General features: G+C 44.4%; 12 protein-coding genes. 6 read left to right on the forward strand and 6 right to left on the reverse strand.

The features are described 5' to 3' along the window. Positions 1 to 77: 77 nt before the first annotated feature. From PLE7327_RS22780 to bioB, 3 genes are all read right to left on the reverse strand, one after another. Positions 78 to 4,073: a tetratricopeptide repeat protein gene (locus tag PLE7327_RS22780; protein WP_015144880.1), complete on the reverse strand. Its 3,996-nt coding sequence runs from the start codon at positions 4,071 to 4,073 to the stop codon at positions 78 to 80. 256 nt (positions 4,074 to 4,329) lie between these two features. After that, on the reverse strand, positions 4,330 to 5,160 hold the full coding sequence (locus PLE7327_RS16200; RefSeq protein ID WP_015144882.1) for a pentapeptide repeat-containing protein: 831 nt from the start codon (positions 5,158 to 5,160) through the stop codon (positions 4,330 to 4,332). Positions 5,161 to 5,242: 82 nt separating this feature from the next. Continuing rightward, entirely contained in the window at positions 5,243 to 6,313 is a 1,071-nt protein-coding gene (bioB, locus tag PLE7327_RS16205; protein ID WP_015144883.1) for a biotin synthase BioB, read from the reverse strand. Between the two features lie 229 nt (positions 6,314 to 6,542). Here bioB and PLE7327_RS16210 point away from each other — a divergent pair, with 229 nt between their 5' ends. Continuing rightward, entirely contained in the window at positions 6,543 to 8,810 is a 2,268-nt protein-coding gene (locus PLE7327_RS16210) for an SBBP repeat-containing protein (protein WP_015144884.1), read from the forward strand. 150 nt (positions 8,811 to 8,960) lie between these two features. Here the strand turns inward: PLE7327_RS16210 and PLE7327_RS16215 are convergent, their stop codons facing one another. Continuing rightward, the gene (locus tag PLE7327_RS16215; protein ID WP_015144885.1) at positions 8,961 to 9,851 is read right to left on the reverse strand and encodes an alpha/beta fold hydrolase; all 891 of its coding nucleotides are present in this window, start codon (positions 9,849 to 9,851) and stop codon (positions 8,961 to 8,963) included. A 347-nt stretch (positions 9,852 to 10,198) separates the two neighbouring features. Between PLE7327_RS16215 and PLE7327_RS16220 the strand changes: the two genes are divergently transcribed. Both PLE7327_RS16220 and PLE7327_RS16225 read left to right on the forward strand, forming a co-directional pair. After that, positions 10,199 to 10,612, forward strand: a complete 414-nt coding sequence (locus PLE7327_RS16220) for a hypothetical protein (protein WP_051036451.1) — start codon at positions 10,199 to 10,201, stop codon at positions 10,610 to 10,612. Between the two features lie 234 nt (positions 10,613 to 10,846). After that, positions 10,847 to 11,149, forward strand: a complete 303-nt coding sequence (locus PLE7327_RS16225) for a putative quinol monooxygenase (protein WP_015144886.1) — start codon at positions 10,847 to 10,849, stop codon at positions 11,147 to 11,149. A gap of 23 nt (positions 11,150 to 11,172) precedes the next feature. On the opposite strand, the gene PLE7327_RS16230 is transcribed toward PLE7327_RS16225, so the two are convergent. Next, positions 11,173 to 11,454 carry a DUF2949 domain-containing protein gene (locus tag PLE7327_RS16230; RefSeq protein WP_254658007.1) on the reverse strand — a complete coding sequence of 94 codons (282 nt, stop codon included), beginning with the start codon at positions 11,452 to 11,454 and terminating at the stop codon, positions 11,173 to 11,175. 25 nt (positions 11,455 to 11,479) lie between these two features. Beyond that, positions 11,480 to 12,322 (reverse strand): prohibitin family protein, encoded by an 843-nt coding sequence (locus tag PLE7327_RS16235; protein WP_015144888.1) that lies wholly within the window; start codon positions 12,320 to 12,322, stop codon positions 11,480 to 11,482. Between the two features lie 203 nt (positions 12,323 to 12,525). Here PLE7327_RS16235 and PLE7327_RS16240 point away from each other — a divergent pair, with 203 nt between their 5' ends. The 3 genes from PLE7327_RS16240 (at position 12,526) to bchH (ending at position 17,075) form a co-directional block, all read left to right on the forward strand. Then, positions 12,526 to 12,753 (forward strand): putative addiction module antidote, encoded by a 228-nt coding sequence (locus tag PLE7327_RS16240; protein WP_015144889.1) that lies wholly within the window; start codon positions 12,526 to 12,528, stop codon positions 12,751 to 12,753. Continuing rightward, positions 12,750 to 13,181, forward strand: a complete 432-nt coding sequence (locus PLE7327_RS16245) for a type II toxin-antitoxin system death-on-curing family toxin (RefSeq protein ID WP_015144890.1) — start codon at positions 12,750 to 12,752, stop codon at positions 13,179 to 13,181. Before PLE7327_RS16240 ends, PLE7327_RS16245 begins: the two co-directional genes overlap by 4 nt. 171 nt (positions 13,182 to 13,352) lie before the next feature. After that, positions 13,353 to 17,075 (forward strand): magnesium chelatase subunit H, encoded by a 3,723-nt coding sequence (gene bchH / locus PLE7327_RS16250; RefSeq protein WP_015144891.1) that lies wholly within the window; start codon positions 13,353 to 13,355, stop codon positions 17,073 to 17,075. Positions 17,076 to 17,413 lie beyond the last annotated feature (338 nt).

The following is a 17,413-nucleotide window of genomic DNA, read 5'->3' on the forward strand; positions in this document are numbered from 1 at the left end:
GGCAGTGTAACAACTTGTATCTTTTAATGTATCCCACCTAGCACTATAAATACGAGCGATCGCAGGTGAGGAAATCTTCACTCAATGGTACGGTTCTCTCTTTGAAGCTTGTGCAAATAAGCGATCGCCTTTTGATAATTCGCTCCCTGTCCTTGTTGCTGGTACAAAAACACGGCTTGCTGACAATCTTTTAGCGCTAAGGAGCGATCGCCCAATTCAGCATAACATTGACTGCGATAGAAGTAAGCAGCTGCATGAGTCGGCATTCCCTCGATAATTCGCTCGAGATCCCGAATAGCTTCCCGAAAATTGCCTAAATTGGCGTAAACTCTGGCTCGATTATAAAGCACCCCCCTATGATAAGGGTCGATCTCCAGCGCTCGGTTGAAATAGTCGAGGGCAGCCTGAAAATCTTGTCCTTCTAACTTGAGTATGCCTTGCTTGTTCCATTCGGTTGCCTCCCGATTCCAAACGTGCTTTTGACAGACCTGGCAAGCTTGCTTTTCTATCTCGGTTTGAGGATTTTTGAAGGCGGGATGATAGCGCAAGCGATCGCAGCAAACTTGCAACCAACTCCGCCAACCACCGCCGCGCCACAAATACACTTTTCCATTCAAACTGCTGCCGACCAGAATTTGTCCGTTGGAACTGAAAGCCACTGAGGTAGCTTCACTTTTGTAAATCTCGAAGGGTTGAGCGATGGGATTGCCTGAGAGATCCCATAGCCTAATCGTTCCGTCGCCGCCGCCGCTGACAATTGTCTGTCCGTCTGGATTGAAGGCAACTGAAGTGACGTAACTTTCATGACCCCGAAACGGTTCGCCAATGGGATTGCCTGAGAGATCCCATAGCCTAATCGTTCCGTCGCCGCCGCCGCTGACAATTACCTGTCCGTCTGGACTGAAAGCCACCGAATTAACCCGTTCCCGATGACCCTGAAAGGGACGAGCGATGAGGTTGCCCTTCAAATCCCACAGGCGGATGGTTTTGTCCCAACTGCCGCTAGCGATTTTCTCTCCATCAGGACTGAAGACAACTGAGGTGACATCTCCTTCGTGACCTCGAAAGGGACGAGCGATGAGGTTGCCCTTCAAATCCCACAGGCGGATGGTCTTATCCCAACTGCCGCTAGCGATTTTCTCTCCATCGGGACTGAAAGCTACCGAGGTAACGTCATTTTCGTGACCCTGGAAAGGTCGGGCGATGGGGTTGCTTGCCAGATTCCACAAGCGGATAGTCCTGTCCCAACTCCCGCTAGCAATTGTTTGTCCGTCGGGACTGAAGGCAACTGAGGTGACATCCCCCGCGTGACCTCGAAGCGGTTGACCGATGGGATTGCCTGAGAGATCCCACAACCTGACCGTTCCGTCGCCTCCTCCAGTTGCAAATATCTCCTCTTTGCCCTCTTTATCAACCGGGGTGGGACTAAAAGCCACTGACCAGACGGAAACTTCGTGCCCTTGGATAGGTCGATGAAGAGCATTGCCTCGGAGATCCCACAACCGCACGCTTTTGTCCGTACTGGCGCTGGTAACTGTTTGTCCGTCTGGACTGAAGGCAAGCGAACGCACGGAACTCGTGTGACCTCGAAGCGGTTGACCGATGGGGTTGCCTGAGAGATCCCACAACCGAACTACTTTGTCGCTACTCCCGCTAGCGATTAATTTTCCTTCAGGGTCGAACGCGATCGCGATAACATAATCCTCATGACCGCGAAAAGGACGACCGATCGTTTTGCCTTGCAAATCCCACAACCGAACTGTCGTATCCCAACTGCCGCTAGCGATTTTCTCTCCATCGGGACTAAAAGCGACGGCAGCGACTTTATCTTCATGACCCCGAAACGGTTCGCCGATGGAATCGCCAAAAAGATCCCACAACCTCACCGTTCCGTCGCCGCCACCGCTGACGATTGTCTGTCCGTCGGGACTAAAGGCAACCGAGGTAACATCTCCTTCGTGTCCTTCAAATGGCAGACCGATGGGGTTGCCTTGCCGATCCCACAATCGAACCGTTCCGTCGCCGCCACCGCTGACGATTGTCTGTCCGTCGGGACTAAAGGCAACCGAGGTGACATCCCCTTGGTGACCTAAGAAAGGGCGAGCGATCGCGTTTCCTTCGAGGTTCCACAGTCGAACCGTTCCGTCGCCGCTGCCGCTGACAATTGTCTGTCCGTCGGGACTAAAGGCAACCGAGGTGACATCCCCTTCATGCCCTCTAAAAGGTTGACCGATGGCGTTGCCTTGCCGATCCCACAGGCGCAAGGTTTTATCCCAGCTTCCGCTGACGATTATTTGTCCGTCAGGACTGACGGCAACTGCCTTGACTCTATCGTCGTGCCCTTGGAATATATTTTGCTCTCTTGCGATTTCCATCGCACTGTTTAGACAGGTTTGCACGACGGGAAGCATCTGCTGCGGAAATTTATCTGCATTTTCTCCTGTTGTTTGAATGGCCAACACTAGACCTTCTAGCGGTCGAACGGGCAATAAATTTTGCGCTCTCGCTGCTTGCTCTCGCAGCTTGGTTTCATCAAGTATCCGATTTAACTGTTGAATTTGTGTTTCTTTTGACTTCAGCGCCTGATTTTGCCGGGCGAGACTTGCGTCGAGAAATCGATCTTCGTCGGGACTCAAACCATCCACGGCTAAATTAAATAACCAAGTATTTCTCAGTTCGCAAGCTTTCTCTAATTTAGATCCATACCAAAGTTTTGTATTGGCTTGCTCTCGATCCTCTTGAGACAAAATTTTCCAGGCATCTGCTGCTTCAGTTAGTTGTTTTTTGATGACCAAAACTTGACGAGCTTCTTCTAACCAATCTCTCAGAAATTTCCACCGATGCAGCAAGGTTTCATGGATAATTTCTACTGAGTTCGTAGCGCGATCGCAGGTTAACAAATTCCCTTCAATTAGTTGTACGATCGCCGTTTGACTGATTTCATCATTGAAGTTAGATAGTTCTGCTCTTTGACTAACGGCAATTCCCTCGCGCCCCGATTCTTCTACATCGACAATCTTTACTAGCTTTAAAAAAATTTTCTTGGCGGCTATTTGTTCTAATTTAGAGAGACTATTATAGACTCGATTCGATTGATTTTGTAATGCCTTTTCAATCTTACCTAATTGCCTATAAGTGCTTAGTTTTAAAGTTCGCTTGTCAAGATCTTCACTGTGCCAAAGTAAGTTGAGTGCGTGTTGTAATAGAGGTAAAGAGTAGTTATACTCTCTAATGTCCTTAAGAATTTCTGACACTAATTCCTCTTCAAAAATTACTCCGTTTCTGGCAGCGGGTTGCTCGATCGCTAAACGCAGAGAGTTGGGGTCTATATTGGCGATCGCTCGAATATTTTTTCGATCTATTGTTATGTCTAAAAATTGAGGATAAGCACTGATTTTGTCTAAAAATTCGGTTTTGATTGCTAGAATAATTTTTATTTTGACAAAACTTTCAGACGTACGATCGAGATGATTATAGAGATGAATTAAACTATCAATAAATTTATCGGTCTTTTCGGTAGCACTAATCGTCAAGAGTTCTTCAAAGCGATCGATAAAAATAAGCCAGTAACTTCCATCATTTCTGGCTTGTAGGACTTGAAAAAATTTGCTCAGACCATCGACTTCTTCTCTAAGAATCAGTTCGGCTTCTTCTGGATTGCAATTTTGTCGAACGAGTGCCTTAAATAACGATACAAAAGGATTGCGATTGGGGTAACAAATAACCTCAATAAATTTTGACGGTAAATTGTTTCTAATTCTAGGAAGCAACCCCGCTTGAATGACTGATGTTTTCCCACTTCCCGAAGCTCCCAAAAGTAAAATTAAGTTTTTTTTGCATAACTCTTCGAGTAAGTGAAAAGTTAATTTATCTCGACCGAAAAAATAATCGCAATCTTTGGCTGTGAATGGCTTTAATCCTTTATAAGGCGAAGTCGAAATTAAAGGTCTACTTTTAATTTGCTCGGCAGAAATATCTAGAATCGGTGTTGGCGAAAAATGAAAAACATTCTGACCATCGCTGAGAGTAATAGTTTGGTTATGAAACTGAGGATTGGTTGACTTCCAAGCCATAGCTGGTTCTAGTAAATTTTAGGTTTGCAGGATTCTGGAGCTATTGCAGTTAATATTTGCCACAAATACCAAATTACGAATTTTTAATTGTTAATTGAAATATATTCTCTTGCTTGCAATGCGAACCAATCGCGATCGCAAACTCGCCCAACTAAAACTTCTCCAACGGTCGGAATGGATAAAACGGTGGCGATCGCTTTTTGAGGGTTTCATGATTTTTATTGTTGCAGCTCTTAAATTTATTAGAGCGCAAGAATTAGCCAATCGAACAACCGAGACTCTGAGCGGTATTGTTGCGCGTGTAAGCATTCCAAGTTCCTAACTCTTGGGCAGAACGACTGCACAGCATCGCTTTTGTTTCTTCGCTCAATCCTTGAACTAGCGTAAAATCGGCTCCAGCAATACTCTGCAATTGTTCTAAACTTGCATTTGTCAAATCGGCGGCTCGCAAATCCGCTCCCTGTAATTCTGCCCCAATCAGTCGAGCATTCCGTAAATAGGCTCCGGTGAGAAAAGCCCCTTGAAGATTAGCTCCGCTCAGAGCTGCTCCTGCCAAATTCGCCCCCGTTAAATCTGCGCCGCTGAGGTAAGCGCCTCGTAGGTTCGCCCCTCGCAGATCTGCCTCTCTGAGATTAGCCGTGTTGAGAAACGCGCCGCCTAAATTGGCTCCCGGTCCAACTGCACCAGAATTTTTGTAAGCAAATCCTTCAGTCCAAACGGTTTGAGAATCGTATCTAGCTAGTTGTAGCCTAGCACCTTCGAGTCGAGCATCTTTGAGATTGCATTGCTCTAGGCGAGCGCGAAATAAGTAACTATCTTCTAAATTAGCGCCTTCTAGGTTGGTGTTAATTAAATTCGCCCCCCGCAAGTCGGCGCCTTTGAGATTAGCGTTGCTGAGATTAGCGCCGTTGATGTGAGCGCCAATTAAGTTAGCCCCCCTTAAATCGACACCAGACAAATTCATCTCGGTGAAATCCATTCCCTGTAGGTTGGCATTGGCAAGACTTTTACCTTGCTTGAGGGTTTGTAAGATATCGCTAGATAAAGAATTCCAAGAACGGGAAGAGAACTGTTTGTGAATGGTCATAAAGTTTATCTGAAGGATGATTGATGTCAATTATCCTAAAATTTGTGCGATCGCGACCCTGAGTTTTATTGATTTTCTTATACTAAAGCTCGTTTACCTTTAGCTTAACTAACTCCGCAATCTCGACTGCGAACTCCGAACTCGGTAAAATCGAGCCATCGGGTGCTTCGAGGACAAATCCGGCATCGCGGAGCATTTCTAAGTCAGCACGAGCAGCTTGTCCGGCAGTAGTCAGATAATCGCCAATAAAGATAGAATTGGCTGGATATAAACCTAAAGGTTGAAGCGATCGCAAATGCACTTCCCTTCCTCCTGCAATTCTAATCTCTTGAGAAGGAAGGAGAAAGCGAAACAGACACAGAATTCGCAAACAGCGACGCGGGTTTAATTGTTGCACCTTGCCGAGGGGAGTTCCCGAAATGGGAATGAGAAAGTTAATCGGAACGCTAGTAACTTGCAACTCCCGCAGAGAAAGCGCCAAGTCGATGATATCGTCGTCTGATTCTCCCATACCGACAATTCCGCCGGAACAGGTTGTAATGCCTGCTGTTTGGACATTTTTTACCGTGGTGACGCGATCGCTAAACGTATGAGTAGTGCATATATTAGGATGGTAGTTTTCTGAAGTATTTAGGTTATGATTGATGCGATCGACTCCTGCCTCTGCTAGACGATGGGCTTGCTCTTGACTCAGGAGTCCCAGACATGCGCAGACTTTGAGGTCGTGTTTGCGTTTGATCTGGCGCACTGCCTCTAGAACTTTAGTAAAGACGGACTCGCTCGGAGAACGTCCCGAAATAACAAAACAAAACGTTCCTGCCTTTAATTGTGCCGCGCGATCGGCAGCAGCGAGAATTTTTTCCTGTGCTAGCAGGGGGTATTTTTCGATTTCTGCTGTCGAAATTTTCGATTGAGAACAGTAATGACAATCCTCTGGACATAAGCCACTCTGAGCATTGAGTAAAAAATGCAGCCGTACTCGATTTCCCCAATAGTGACGGCGCACGCAGTAAGCTGCTGCAAGCTGTTCGAGTAAAACCTCATCGGGTGCTTGCAAGACTGCTTGTGCTTCTTGACGGGTTAGGAGTTCGCCTCTCAGAGCGCGATCGGCTAGACGATTCCAATCGGGTAAATTACCAGAGAATTCTGTCATGGGTGTTTGATTGCTTTCAGGGGACAAGTATTATTAATTGTTCTACTACAGATGGAGTTTGTCTACTCATACAAAATCCTTGTTCAAAATATCTATGCGCCCAAATCTCCAGCAGCGTATTATTTTGGCTATTTTGCTTTTCTTGAGTACGAGCTAACGATAAAGTAGATCCGAAACTTAAGTCTCGAAAAAATCCAAATTATCGAAGAGAGGACTTATATTAAGTAAAATGGACGAACAATTGGAAGTTTTTTTCTCATTATTTACACCTGTCAGCGACCTAGCCACAGGAGAAATCGGTCGGAGGTTAGAAGCCGTTTTCGGTCGCCGTGGTAATGATAGCTTGTATGCCTTTGCGCCCGGCGCAGCTAGTCCGCCCCAAAATCAAAATGTCGATATTTTATTCGGGGACATATTTGACAACACTTTAGAAGAATTTGAAGTTATTTTTGGTATCCAGACTAGCCCCCAAGGCGGCAATCCCCTACTGATTCTAGAGAGGAATATCCCCTCTGTAGGAAGAGACCGTCACGTTCTCGGAGATACCACTACACCTTACTATTTAGGCGACCCAAATACTCTAACTACCTCGAATCTATTTGGGACTAATGAGTTTGCCGTCATTTACGATTTCGATCCCAATCAAGATACGATACAGCTCAACGGTTCAGCACAGGATTATGTCTTGCTAGAAGTGAATAATTTGCAGGTTGAAGGAGTCTCACAGCCGTTTTTTGGTGAAGCGATTTTTTCGCTTAGACAAGGAGTCCCCGACCTCGTCGGCTACGTGATTTCGAGAGATGAAGTCGATTTAAGTCTGAGGGCTAATTATTTCGAGTATGTGGGCAACCAACCCCCACGAAGACCAGAGCAGAGACGGGTTCAACAATTAGGGGGAGCTGGACTCGAACTCGGAATTGATACAGCTACAGACCCTTCGGGTAATGTCTACGTAACCGGAACGACTACTGGGACGATTCAAAATGGAACCACCTCCGCAGGGTTCTCAGATTTCTGGGTAGCCAAATACGACAGCCGAGGCAATCAGTTATTCATTCGGCAGTTTGGCAGTTCTGATAATGACTCGGTCTTAGACATCGCCACGGACAGTGCCGGGAACTTCTACGTGTCGGGAGCGACCCAGGGCAACTTGTTTGGTCCGAGGCAGTCACAATCACAGGATTCCTATGTAGCCAAGTACGATAGCAATGGCAATCTGTTGTGGGGGCGGCAATTTGGTTCTAATGTAATCCCTAATGCTTTTTCCAGTGCTGCTACAGCTCTTGATGTGGATGCACAAGGAAATGTCACTGCATCGGGATTGGGACTGAAAAATAACACTCGAACAAACATCTTTAATTTTCCCATTCAGGACGATTCTTACGCGCTCAGATTCGACACTAATGGCAACCAGCAGTGGTTTACGGAGATTAGAGATCCCGTAGCTCCTGCCCCTTTGAACGAAACTCCCTTTTTTGACGAGACATACGACGTTGCCGTCGATAGGAATGGTAATACCTACTTAGTCGGATGGACTCAGGGTTTAGTCAGAGAATCCGATCCTGGTCGAGAGGTTTCCAAGTATGATGTTTGGTTGGCGAGGCTCAATCCCAGCGGTCAGGTGCAGTGGGTTCAACAGTTGGGAAGTCAAGATTTGGGTCTTGAATTTCCTTGGGGAGTTGACACTGACAGCCAAGGCAATGTCTACGCGACTGGATGGACGACAGGCAATTTTCCGGCAGGTAGCCAAGCCAATCCTGCTTACGATATCTGGCTTGCCAGATTTAACCCAGCAGATGGCACTCCGACATGGATCAGACAGTTCGGCACTCCAGGCGATGATGGCTCCTTTTTAGCTGACATGGAGATCGACTCACAAGATGGGATCTACATAACCGGATATACCGACGATAGGCTCGGCGGACGCGGCAGAAATAGAGGAAGAAATGATGCCTGGGTGGCGAGATTCGACACGGCAGGCAACAATCAGTGGATTCAACGGTTTGGAAGTGCGGGAACCGACTACGCGACAGGCATTAGTGTAGATGCCAACGCGAGCAGAGTTAATGTGACTGGATTTACCGATGGTTCTTTAGGAGCTACCAATACTGAAGCTGTAGATGCCTGGTTCGCTCAGCTTGACGCTAGGCGGGGAAGAGTGCAAAGAGTGACTGGCTCTGCAAGGGATAGAATCGCTGGCGACGAGTCGGGTACAGCGCCTACTGAGGCTTCCCAACTTGTCCCCAGCCAGCAACTTCCCGCTGGTGACAATCGCGCTAATCCCAGTCAGGGGGTTCCTGGGAGTGTTGCAGTAGACCAACAGCGAGTTGAATCTGCGCTCGCTCGCATCTTCGATCCCAATGCGGCAAACGGTTTCCCCAGGGCTTTGGGAAATGCGGTTAGAGATGATTTTGCTAACTTTCTCAATCCCACCGACACTCATTCAGCCTCAGATCCAACTCTAACTCCAGCCGATGCCGATACAGTTGTAGCTTAAGTTCAGCTTCTAGAGGTTTTCAGCTTGAGGATCTTCAAAAACAGGCTTGATGAAAGCTTATTGAATTGATAATAATGACAGGAACGCGATCGCAGTTAACCTTAATTACTCGCAACAGAGAAACGATCGAGTGCAGACTTCCGATTGTCTTTAATTTGCTCCCACAAACTCTAAAATACGATCTGCTGTTATCTGAGGCTGTTCTAGATGGGGAACGTGACCGCAATTTTCTATCCAAACGAGTTGGCTATCGGGGAGCAACTGCTCGAATTGCATCGCTGCTTTCGTTCCCAAAATGCGATCGCACTTTCCCCATAAAATTAAGCTAGACTGCTGGATCTGCGATAGTTGAGTAGAAAAATTGCCATAACCGCCGCTTTTAGTGAAAGCAATCAACGCTTCTCGCCACCCCGGACAATTTAAGTGCAAAGCAGCACAGAGTTGAGCGTCTCGACTGGCAAAGCTTTTGTCATAGTAAGCGGCGCGACTGATGTTTTGACGGACTCTCGGATTGCGCAAAAACTCTGTCGCCCAGTAGTCCAAGGGAGGAAACATCAGTTTCCCTGCCATTGGAGAATTGCTTAATCCGGCACTATCCAAGAGAATCAATTTTTTGACGGCTTCTGGATAAGCTAGCGTAAAATCGATCGCGGTTGCCCCTCCCATCGATGCCCCAACTAAAATAACGGGCTGTTGGATGAGAGTTTTCCAGAAATAGTAAAGATGGGCTTTAATCTCTGCTGATGAAAACGATAATCCGGGAAGCCTTTGTGTAAAGCCAAATCCCAATAAATCAACTGCCCAAGTTTCTCTAGCTTGGACTAATAGCGGCATCAAGCGACGAAATTCTAGGAGCGAACTATCAAACCCGTGCAGTAATAGAAATGGCGTTTCTCCCCTTCCCTGACGAGTGTAAGTCATTGTTATGGATTGAGGACTGAGTGGCGTTGAGAGGGCATGAGATTCGATTTGACGAATTAGAGCGATCGAAGTCGATTCGGTTAGATTTTCGGCTTCTGAGGGAATAAAGCTGGGAAACATAAACAATAAAGCCGTATTTTAATAGCGATACCTCTTTATTGAAGTTTAAACCCAAGCACTCATTTTAGGTGCCTTACAGACAAAAGAAACGTCATTGATAATTCGCCATTCGCCATTAAAATCTAAAAACATTGAATTTATAGCTATAATCCATCTCTATTTCTCAATCGCAAACTGATAATTGCCAATTGCGAATTGCTATAAGATGTTTCGCTTCGCGATCGCTACGCTCAACATGACGTACTATACTTTTGGGCTCTGTACAGGACAAAAAATGAGAGTAGAGGTTGCAATAGGTGACAGAAAAAGGGTCTCATAGAAAGTTACCACACAATCGTTGAACCCCTATGAACCAAGTTAACCTACTGCGAGACAGTTTGAAACCCCTTCTCCCATGGCACGGTGCTCGACTCAATTTTCTGGCTTTGTTTTTAATTGCCCTCATCAGAGTTAAAATAGCGGTAGGGTTTAGGAGCGAGGCGAAAACTGGTTCAAACTATCAGCGATTACAACGGTTTTTCAAAAAATTCGACCTTGATTATTCTTTGATTGCTAAATTGATTGTTGCCTTAAGGAAAATTCCGCAGCCTTGGGTATTAAGCATTGACCGCACAGAATGGTCGTTTGGGCCAACTCGTTTTCATATCTTTATGCTGGGAATCGTACATCAAGGAGTAGCTGATCCGATAGTTTGGACGATGCTGTCGAAGAAAGGCAACTCTAACAGTGATGAGCGGATGGATTTAGTCGATAAGTTTTAGGAAATATTCCCCGACGCCAAAATTGATTATCTATGTGGAGATAGAGAGTTTATCGGCCAAGAATGGTTAATTAATTATTATCTCGGATGACTCGCCCACCACAGCTATTACTGACTATGGATTAATATTTAACACTTAATTAGAGAAAATTTAAAAATTAATTAATCTTTAATTTTTGAGTTGATTAAGACACAGCTGTTCAAAAATTTAATAATGGATGTACTCTAAAAATTAATGATGTCTAATTCAACCATTCGTGTTATTGCCCACGTAATAGCACTACCTAACAAAATAGAAGAATTAAAAGCAGTTCTTCTCAATCTTGTCGAACCTACTCGTCAAGAAGAAGGTTGTATTCAGTATGACTTATTTCAGAATCAGACCGATCCGACCGATTTTACTTTTGTAGAAGAATGGACGACTAAACAAGCTTTAGACAAGCATTTGGCGAGCGAACATCTTCAAGCTGCCGTACAAAAAATAGATGGTTTAGTAGCTGCTAATCCAGATATTCGGACTTATCATCAATTAAAGTAAGTTAAGCAAAAATTTCAGATAAATTAGACGTTTTCTGCCCAATCCCAAATTTTTTCTAACTGTCGAAGATTAATTAATCCATACTTCCATAAAACCATCGGCAACACGGTGGGATTTTCTTGAGAATAACGGAGAGCGAGTTTGATGGAGTTGCCTGGAACGGCTAACTCTTCGACTAAAAATTTAACCAATCGTTGTTGCGTCTTAGTTTTCATCGCTCTAACCCAGCTAACGATTTTGACTTGAAACTGAATATACTCAACCCACGTGTCAAGAAAATGACAAGCGATTTTTGCTAAGAACAAATTGCGATCGCTAAATTTGCTAGCGTTATTGTTGCACGTCACTAATATTAAACAAAAAGGGCACGTTACTCTTAGAATCGCCACTAATTACTAGAACTCTTGGCATTTGTGCGCCGCCTTCTCTCCACGATTCGATCGCTTCTTTTTGCAACACTAATGCCCCGCCCTGCGCTTTGAGGGTTTCTGCCAGCAATCGTTGCGCTTCTGCCTTGCCTTTAGCACGGTTGATGTCTGCTTGTGCCTGTTGTTCGGCTTCCTGGGCGATGTAAACGGCTCGTTGAGCGCGTTGTTCGGCAATTTGTTTCTCTTCTACCGCTCTGGCAAACTCAGGAGAGAAAGTGAGATCGACAACGCTAGTATCTAACACGATAATCCCATACTTCTCTAAGCGTTCGCCCAGCGCATTATCAAAGTCTTGTTTGAGTTCGCTTCTTTGGGTAATGGCTTGTTCTACCGTTCTCTTAGCCGCAGCAATTTTGAAAGATTCTTGAGTTTGAGGCGCGATAATTTTGGAGACAATATTTTGTAAGGTACCTTGTTTTCTTCTAATGTCCACTACTTGCACGGGATCGAGACGAAAGTTGATAGCAAAGCTAGCCGATAAATCCTGAAGATCCTTAGTCGAACTCTGTGCGGGAACTTCAAACTTCTGCACCGTGACATCATAAATATCGACAGTGGAAACAAAAGGAGGCTTGAAATGCAGCCCTTCTAGCAATGCCCCGTCTCTCGCTTTCCCCAAAATACTTAATACTCCCGCCTGTCCGGGGTTGACGATGACAAAAGAATTAAAACCAATTAAAACGATTAAAGCAATAATAAGTCCGCCGAGTAGGGATTGCCAATTTGTCGAAGCCTGAGATTTCACGGGTTGCTCTCCTTCTGGTATGCGATTCGCCCATCCGCATCATACAGAAAAAAATGCCCTCTGGTTTGACTGCTTACTTTTGATGCTCGCCCATCTGAGGCACGAATCGCTGCTTGAATCTTAGGAGCCAAAGTTAAAACACATGTTATAACTTAAGAAAAAGAAAACAATCGATCTCGCACCTGGGCACATCGTAAGTCATTATGGCAATGCAACTCAAAATCAGAAAAATTGGCAACTCTTATGGTGTCATCTTTCCCAGTGAAATGATATCTCGACTCAAAGTAGCTGAAGGAGATTCCGTATACGTCACTGAGTCTGCTGAAGGATACAACATCTCTGCTTTCGATCCTGACTTTGCAGAAACAATGGCTGCTTTTGAAGAAACCTACCGCCAGTATCGCAATGCTTTCAAGGAACTTGCCAAGTGACCGGCAGAGAATCTGTATGGTTATCAGAAAAGGCTATTAAAGCTATTTATGAAATTCTGATAGCCAGAACTGGTGGTACTTTTGGAGTGCTAGACCCAGGAATGCTTGAGTCTACCCTAGCTAAACCCAAAAATCTTTACTACTACAGCGATCGCGCTTCTATTTTCAGGCTTGCCGCAACCTATGGCTATGGTTTTATTAAAAATCATTGCTTCGTTGATGGCAATAAAAGGGTAGCTTTAGCTGCGGTTGCTGTTTTTCTCATCAGAAATGGCTACCGACTGAATGCAAGTGAAGTTGAAGCTGCGACATTCTTTCTCAATTTAGCAAGCAGAATTGAAAGCCAGGATGAGGGAATAGATCGCCTGACGGAATGGATTGAGAAGAACAGCAATCCTATAGAGAAAAGCGATCCAAATACTTTTTGAAGCAGCTAGAAAAGTTTACCCATTAGATAGTTAATTTGTACCTGTTCGGTTTGACTGAAGTCGCGATCGCAACGACTCTTAAGACTCAGAAATTATTCCGGCTAGCATTATCCCCCTTCCAAAATCCTCCCTCTACAATAGAAGTGTGAAGAAAGTTTGCAGGCTTGGGATATGAAACGCATCGTTGTCATTACTGGGTTTGAATCATTCAACGCCGATCTATACCGAAAAGCGGCACAGTTAGCGACTTCTCGATGTGAGGGATTAGAGGTGCAGGTATTTAGCGATCGCTCTCTCATGACGGAACCTGAAACAATAGAAAAAGCCCTCAAAGATGCCCAAGTCTTTTTTGCTAGCTTAATCTTCGATTACGACCAAGTAATGTGGTTGCGTCAGAGGGTGCAGCACATTCCTATCCGCCTCGTCTTCGAGTCCGCACTCGAATTAATGAGTCTCACGCAACTGGGTAAATTCTCCATTGGCGACAAACCCAAAGGAATGCCCAAACCCGTTCAATTCATCCTCAGCAAATTCTCTAGCGGCAGGGAAGAAGACAAACTCGCTGGATATATCAGCTTCTTAAAAACGGGGCCCAAACTCCTCAAATTCATCCCTCTACAAAAAGTTCAAGACTTGCGAAACTGGTTGATCGTCTATGGGTACTGGAATGCTGGCGGTTCGGACAATTTCGCTGCCATGTGTTGGACTATTGCAGATAAATATTTAGGATTGAAAGTAGGAGACATTCCCGAACCCATCGAAACTCCCAACATGGGATTGTTTCATCCCGACTATCCAGGATATTTCACCTCTCCTTGCGAGTATTTGGATTGGTATTTTCAAAGGAATCAGGAGAAAAAGGATTCTCCAGTAGTTGGTATTCTCCTTTATCGCAAGCATGTCATTACCAAACAATCCTATATCGCTAAACTCATTCGTTATTTTGAAGAAGAAGGGTTGATTCCCTTACCTGTTTTTCTCAATGGGGTGGAAGGTCATGTTGCAGTTAGGGATTGGATGACTACTGAATATGAAACCCGTCAACGCCAGCAGGGAAATATTGAAACTCCCTCTCTATCCCAAGATGCAGTAGAAGTTGACGCGATCGTTTCTACCATCGGTTTTCCCTTAGTTGGCGGTCCTGCGGGTTCGATGGAAGCAGGACGGCAAGTAGAGGTTGCGAAAAAAATTTTAACGGCTAAGAATATTCCTTATATCGTTGCCGCACCTTTGCTAATTCAAGATATTTATTCTTGGACGAGACAAGGTATTGGCGGATTGCAAAGCGTGGTATTGTATGCATTGCCAGAACTCGACGGCGCGATCGATACCGTTCCGCTGGGGGGATTAGTTGGAGAAGATATTTATCTGGTTCCAGAAAGAGTCAAACGCCTCACGGGAAGAATTAAGAACTGGATTAAACTAAAACAAACGCCTCCTGCCGAACGGAAAATTGCGATTTTATTATATGGTTTTCCGCCCGGATATGGGGCGACCGGAACGGCAGCTTTATTAAATGTTCCTCGCAGTTTGATTAAGTTACTTCAAGCACTAAAAGAACAGGGTTATACGGTTGGAGAACTGCCGGAGGATGGAGAAGAAATCATTCGTAGAGTGAAAGAGGCGGATGAGATAATTAGTGGTAAGGAGCAACTAACAACAACAGTTAATGTAAAAACTTTAGAAAATTGGTTGGGTTATCTCCTGACGACTCGCATTGAAAAGCAATGGAAATCGCTGACAGGAACGGGAATTAAAACCTATGGAGATGAGTTTCAGATCGGTGGAATTCAATTAGGAAATATTTGGATTGGAGTCCAACCACCACTCGGTCTTTCTGGCGACCCAATGCGATTGATGTTTGAAAAAGATTTAACCCCCCATCCTCAGTATGCAGCTTTCTATAAATGGTTGCAAAATGATTTCCAAGCCGATGCTGTCATTCATTTTGGCATGCATGGAACGGTAGAATGGTTGCCAGGATCGCCGTTAGGAAATACGGCTTATTCTTGGTCGGATATTTTATTAGGAAATCTACCTAATCTCTATATCTATGCCGCTAATAATCCCTCGGAATCTATCTTGGCAAAACGTCGAGGATATGGAGTATTAATTTCCCATAACGTACCGCCCTATGGTCGGGCAGGATTATATAAAGAATTGATGGCACTGCGAGATTTAATTGCAGAATATCGAGAAGATCCTGAGAAAAATTATGCTCTCAGAGATGCTATCTGCCAGAAAATTGTCGATACGGGATTGGATGCAGATTGCAAATTTGAAGAGGGAGAAAAGCAAGGCATTGCTTTTACAGTTGAAAATGCTCGTCTGTTCAGCAAACATGCATTAACTAATTATTTTGTCAAGGTGTATGAATACTTACAAGTGGTAGAACAACGGTTATTTTCTTCGGGATTGCATACTTTAGGGGAAGTTCCCAATGAAGAAGAATTGACTTCCTATCTCGAAGCTTATTTTGGGGATAAATTACCAGAAAAGGCAAGGGAAGCTATTGTGACAGGAGAAAAAGAAACGCTAGAAATTTTCTATTCACAAAACGGTTATTCAGAAACGATAAAAGAAGCTCAAAATATTCGAGATTTGCTATTTCAAACTACTGAGGAATTAACCAATCTTCTTCGAGGATTAAATGGAGAATATGTACCGCCCGCACCTGGGGGAGATTTATTGCGGGATGGAATTGGCGTATTGCCGACTGGAAGAAATATTCACGCTCTAGATCCCTATCGAATGCCTTCGTCTGCTGCCTATGAAAGGGGAAGAGAAATTGGGAAAAAAATTATTGCCCAAAATTTAGAAGAACATGGCAAGTATCCGGAAACCGTGGCGTTAATGTTATGGGGATTAGATGTTATTAAAACTAAAGGAGAATCCATCGGGATTTTATTAGAATTAGTTGGTGCCGAACCTATCAAAGAAGGGACGGGAAGGATCGTTCGTTACGAGTTAAAACCTTTATCAGAAGTCGGACATCCTCGCATTGATATTTTAGGAAACCTTTCTGGGATTTTCCGAGATACTTTTGTCAATATTATTGAGTTATTAGACGATCTGTTTCAACGGGCAGCAGAAGCAGACGAACCAGAAGAAGAGAATTTCATCCGCAAGCATGCTTTAGCTTTAAAAGCACAAGGCGTTGAAAATGCCTCGGCACGTTTATTTTCTAATCCAGCAGGAGATTTTGGTTCTCTCGTAAACGATCGAGTTGTCGATGGCGATTGGGAATCAGAAAATGAGTTAGCGAATACTTGGAAAAATCGCAATGTATTTAGTTATGGCAGGAAGGATAAAGGACAAGCAAGACCAGAAGTATTAAACCAATTATTACAGACTAGCGATCGCGTCGTTCAAGAAATAGATTCAGTCGAATATGGACTAACAGATATTCAAGAATATTATGCCAATACCGGAGGCTTAAAACTCGCCGCAGAAAAACAAAGTGGCAAGAAAGTTACTGCCAATTTTGTTGAAAGTTTTTCTCGCGATACAACTCCCCGAAAGCTAGAAGAAGTGCTGCGTTTGGAATATCGAACTAAGTTATTAAATCCAAAATGGGCAGAAGCGATGGCAAACCAAGGCTCGGGGGGCGCCTATGAAATTTCCCAACGCATGACAGCTTTAATTGGTTGGGGAGGAACGGTCAATTTTACCGATTCTTGGGTATACGACCAAGCTGCACAAACCTATGCATTGGATGCAGAAATGGCGAGAAAATTACGCAAGGCAAATCCCGAAGCTTTCCGTAATATTGTCGGACGAATGTTAGAGGCACACGGACGCGGTTTCTGGCAAGCTGATGAAGAGAAATTGGAAAAATTAAGAGAATTGTACGATTTGACTGAGGAAGAACTTGAAGGAGTAAAATTTGAGTAATCCAAAATAATTCTGACTACAGAATTTGCCTTACTAAATGGAAGCGGTCGCTAGAGTTTGATTGAGTTTTTTAAACTCAGAGCTCGTACCTACGCTTCACCCGACAAGGGAATAAATTCCTTGACGCGATCGCAAAAGTCCTCTTCGGAAAACTAAATGATGACTGAATAAGGCTTTCGATCTATTTTAATAGACTTATGCTATTAGCCAAGAAATTGATTGCTTGGCAAGTTAGATATATTAGATAGCAATTCTATTGAGCAATAATTGTGGTAATGATTCGTAAATTATGCTGAGATACTGACAGTTCCTCACACGCACAGTCTTATTCTCAAGAA

It is taken from the genome of Pleurocapsa sp. PCC 7327 (genome assembly GCF_000317025.1).
Lineage (GTDB): Bacteria > Cyanobacteriota > Cyanobacteriia > Cyanobacteriales > Microcystaceae > Hydrococcus.

What these genes read in the sequence shown, in the direction of transcription:
- bioB (WP_015144883.1), bottom strand. Translation starts at nt 6,313, where the DNA reads ATGACAGAATTCTCTGGTAATTTACCCGATTGGAATCGTCTAGCCGAT.
- PLE7327_RS16200 (WP_015144882.1), bottom strand. Translation starts at nt 5,160, where the DNA reads ATGACCATTCACAAACAGTTCTCTTCCCGTTCTTGGAATTCTTTATCT.
- bchH (WP_015144891.1), top strand. Translation starts at nt 13,353, where the DNA reads ATGAAACGCATCGTTGTCATTACTGGGTTTGAATCATTCAACGCCGAT.
- PLE7327_RS16240 (WP_015144889.1), top strand. Translation starts at nt 12,526, where the DNA reads ATGGCAATGCAACTCAAAATCAGAAAAATTGGCAACTCTTATGGTGTC.
- PLE7327_RS16225 (WP_015144886.1), top strand. Translation starts at nt 10,847, where the DNA reads ATGATGTCTAATTCAACCATTCGTGTTATTGCCCACGTAATAGCACTA.
- PLE7327_RS16210 (WP_015144884.1), top strand. Translation starts at nt 6,543, where the DNA reads ATGGACGAACAATTGGAAGTTTTTTTCTCATTATTTACACCTGTCAGC.
- PLE7327_RS22780 (WP_015144880.1), bottom strand. Translation starts at nt 4,073, where the DNA reads ATGGCTTGGAAGTCAACCAATCCTCAGTTTCATAACCAAACTATTACT.
- PLE7327_RS16215 (WP_015144885.1), bottom strand. Translation starts at nt 9,851, where the DNA reads ATGTTTCCCAGCTTTATTCCCTCAGAAGCCGAAAATCTAACCGAATCG.
- PLE7327_RS16220 (WP_051036451.1), top strand. Translation starts at nt 10,199, where the DNA reads ATGAACCAAGTTAACCTACTGCGAGACAGTTTGAAACCCCTTCTCCCA.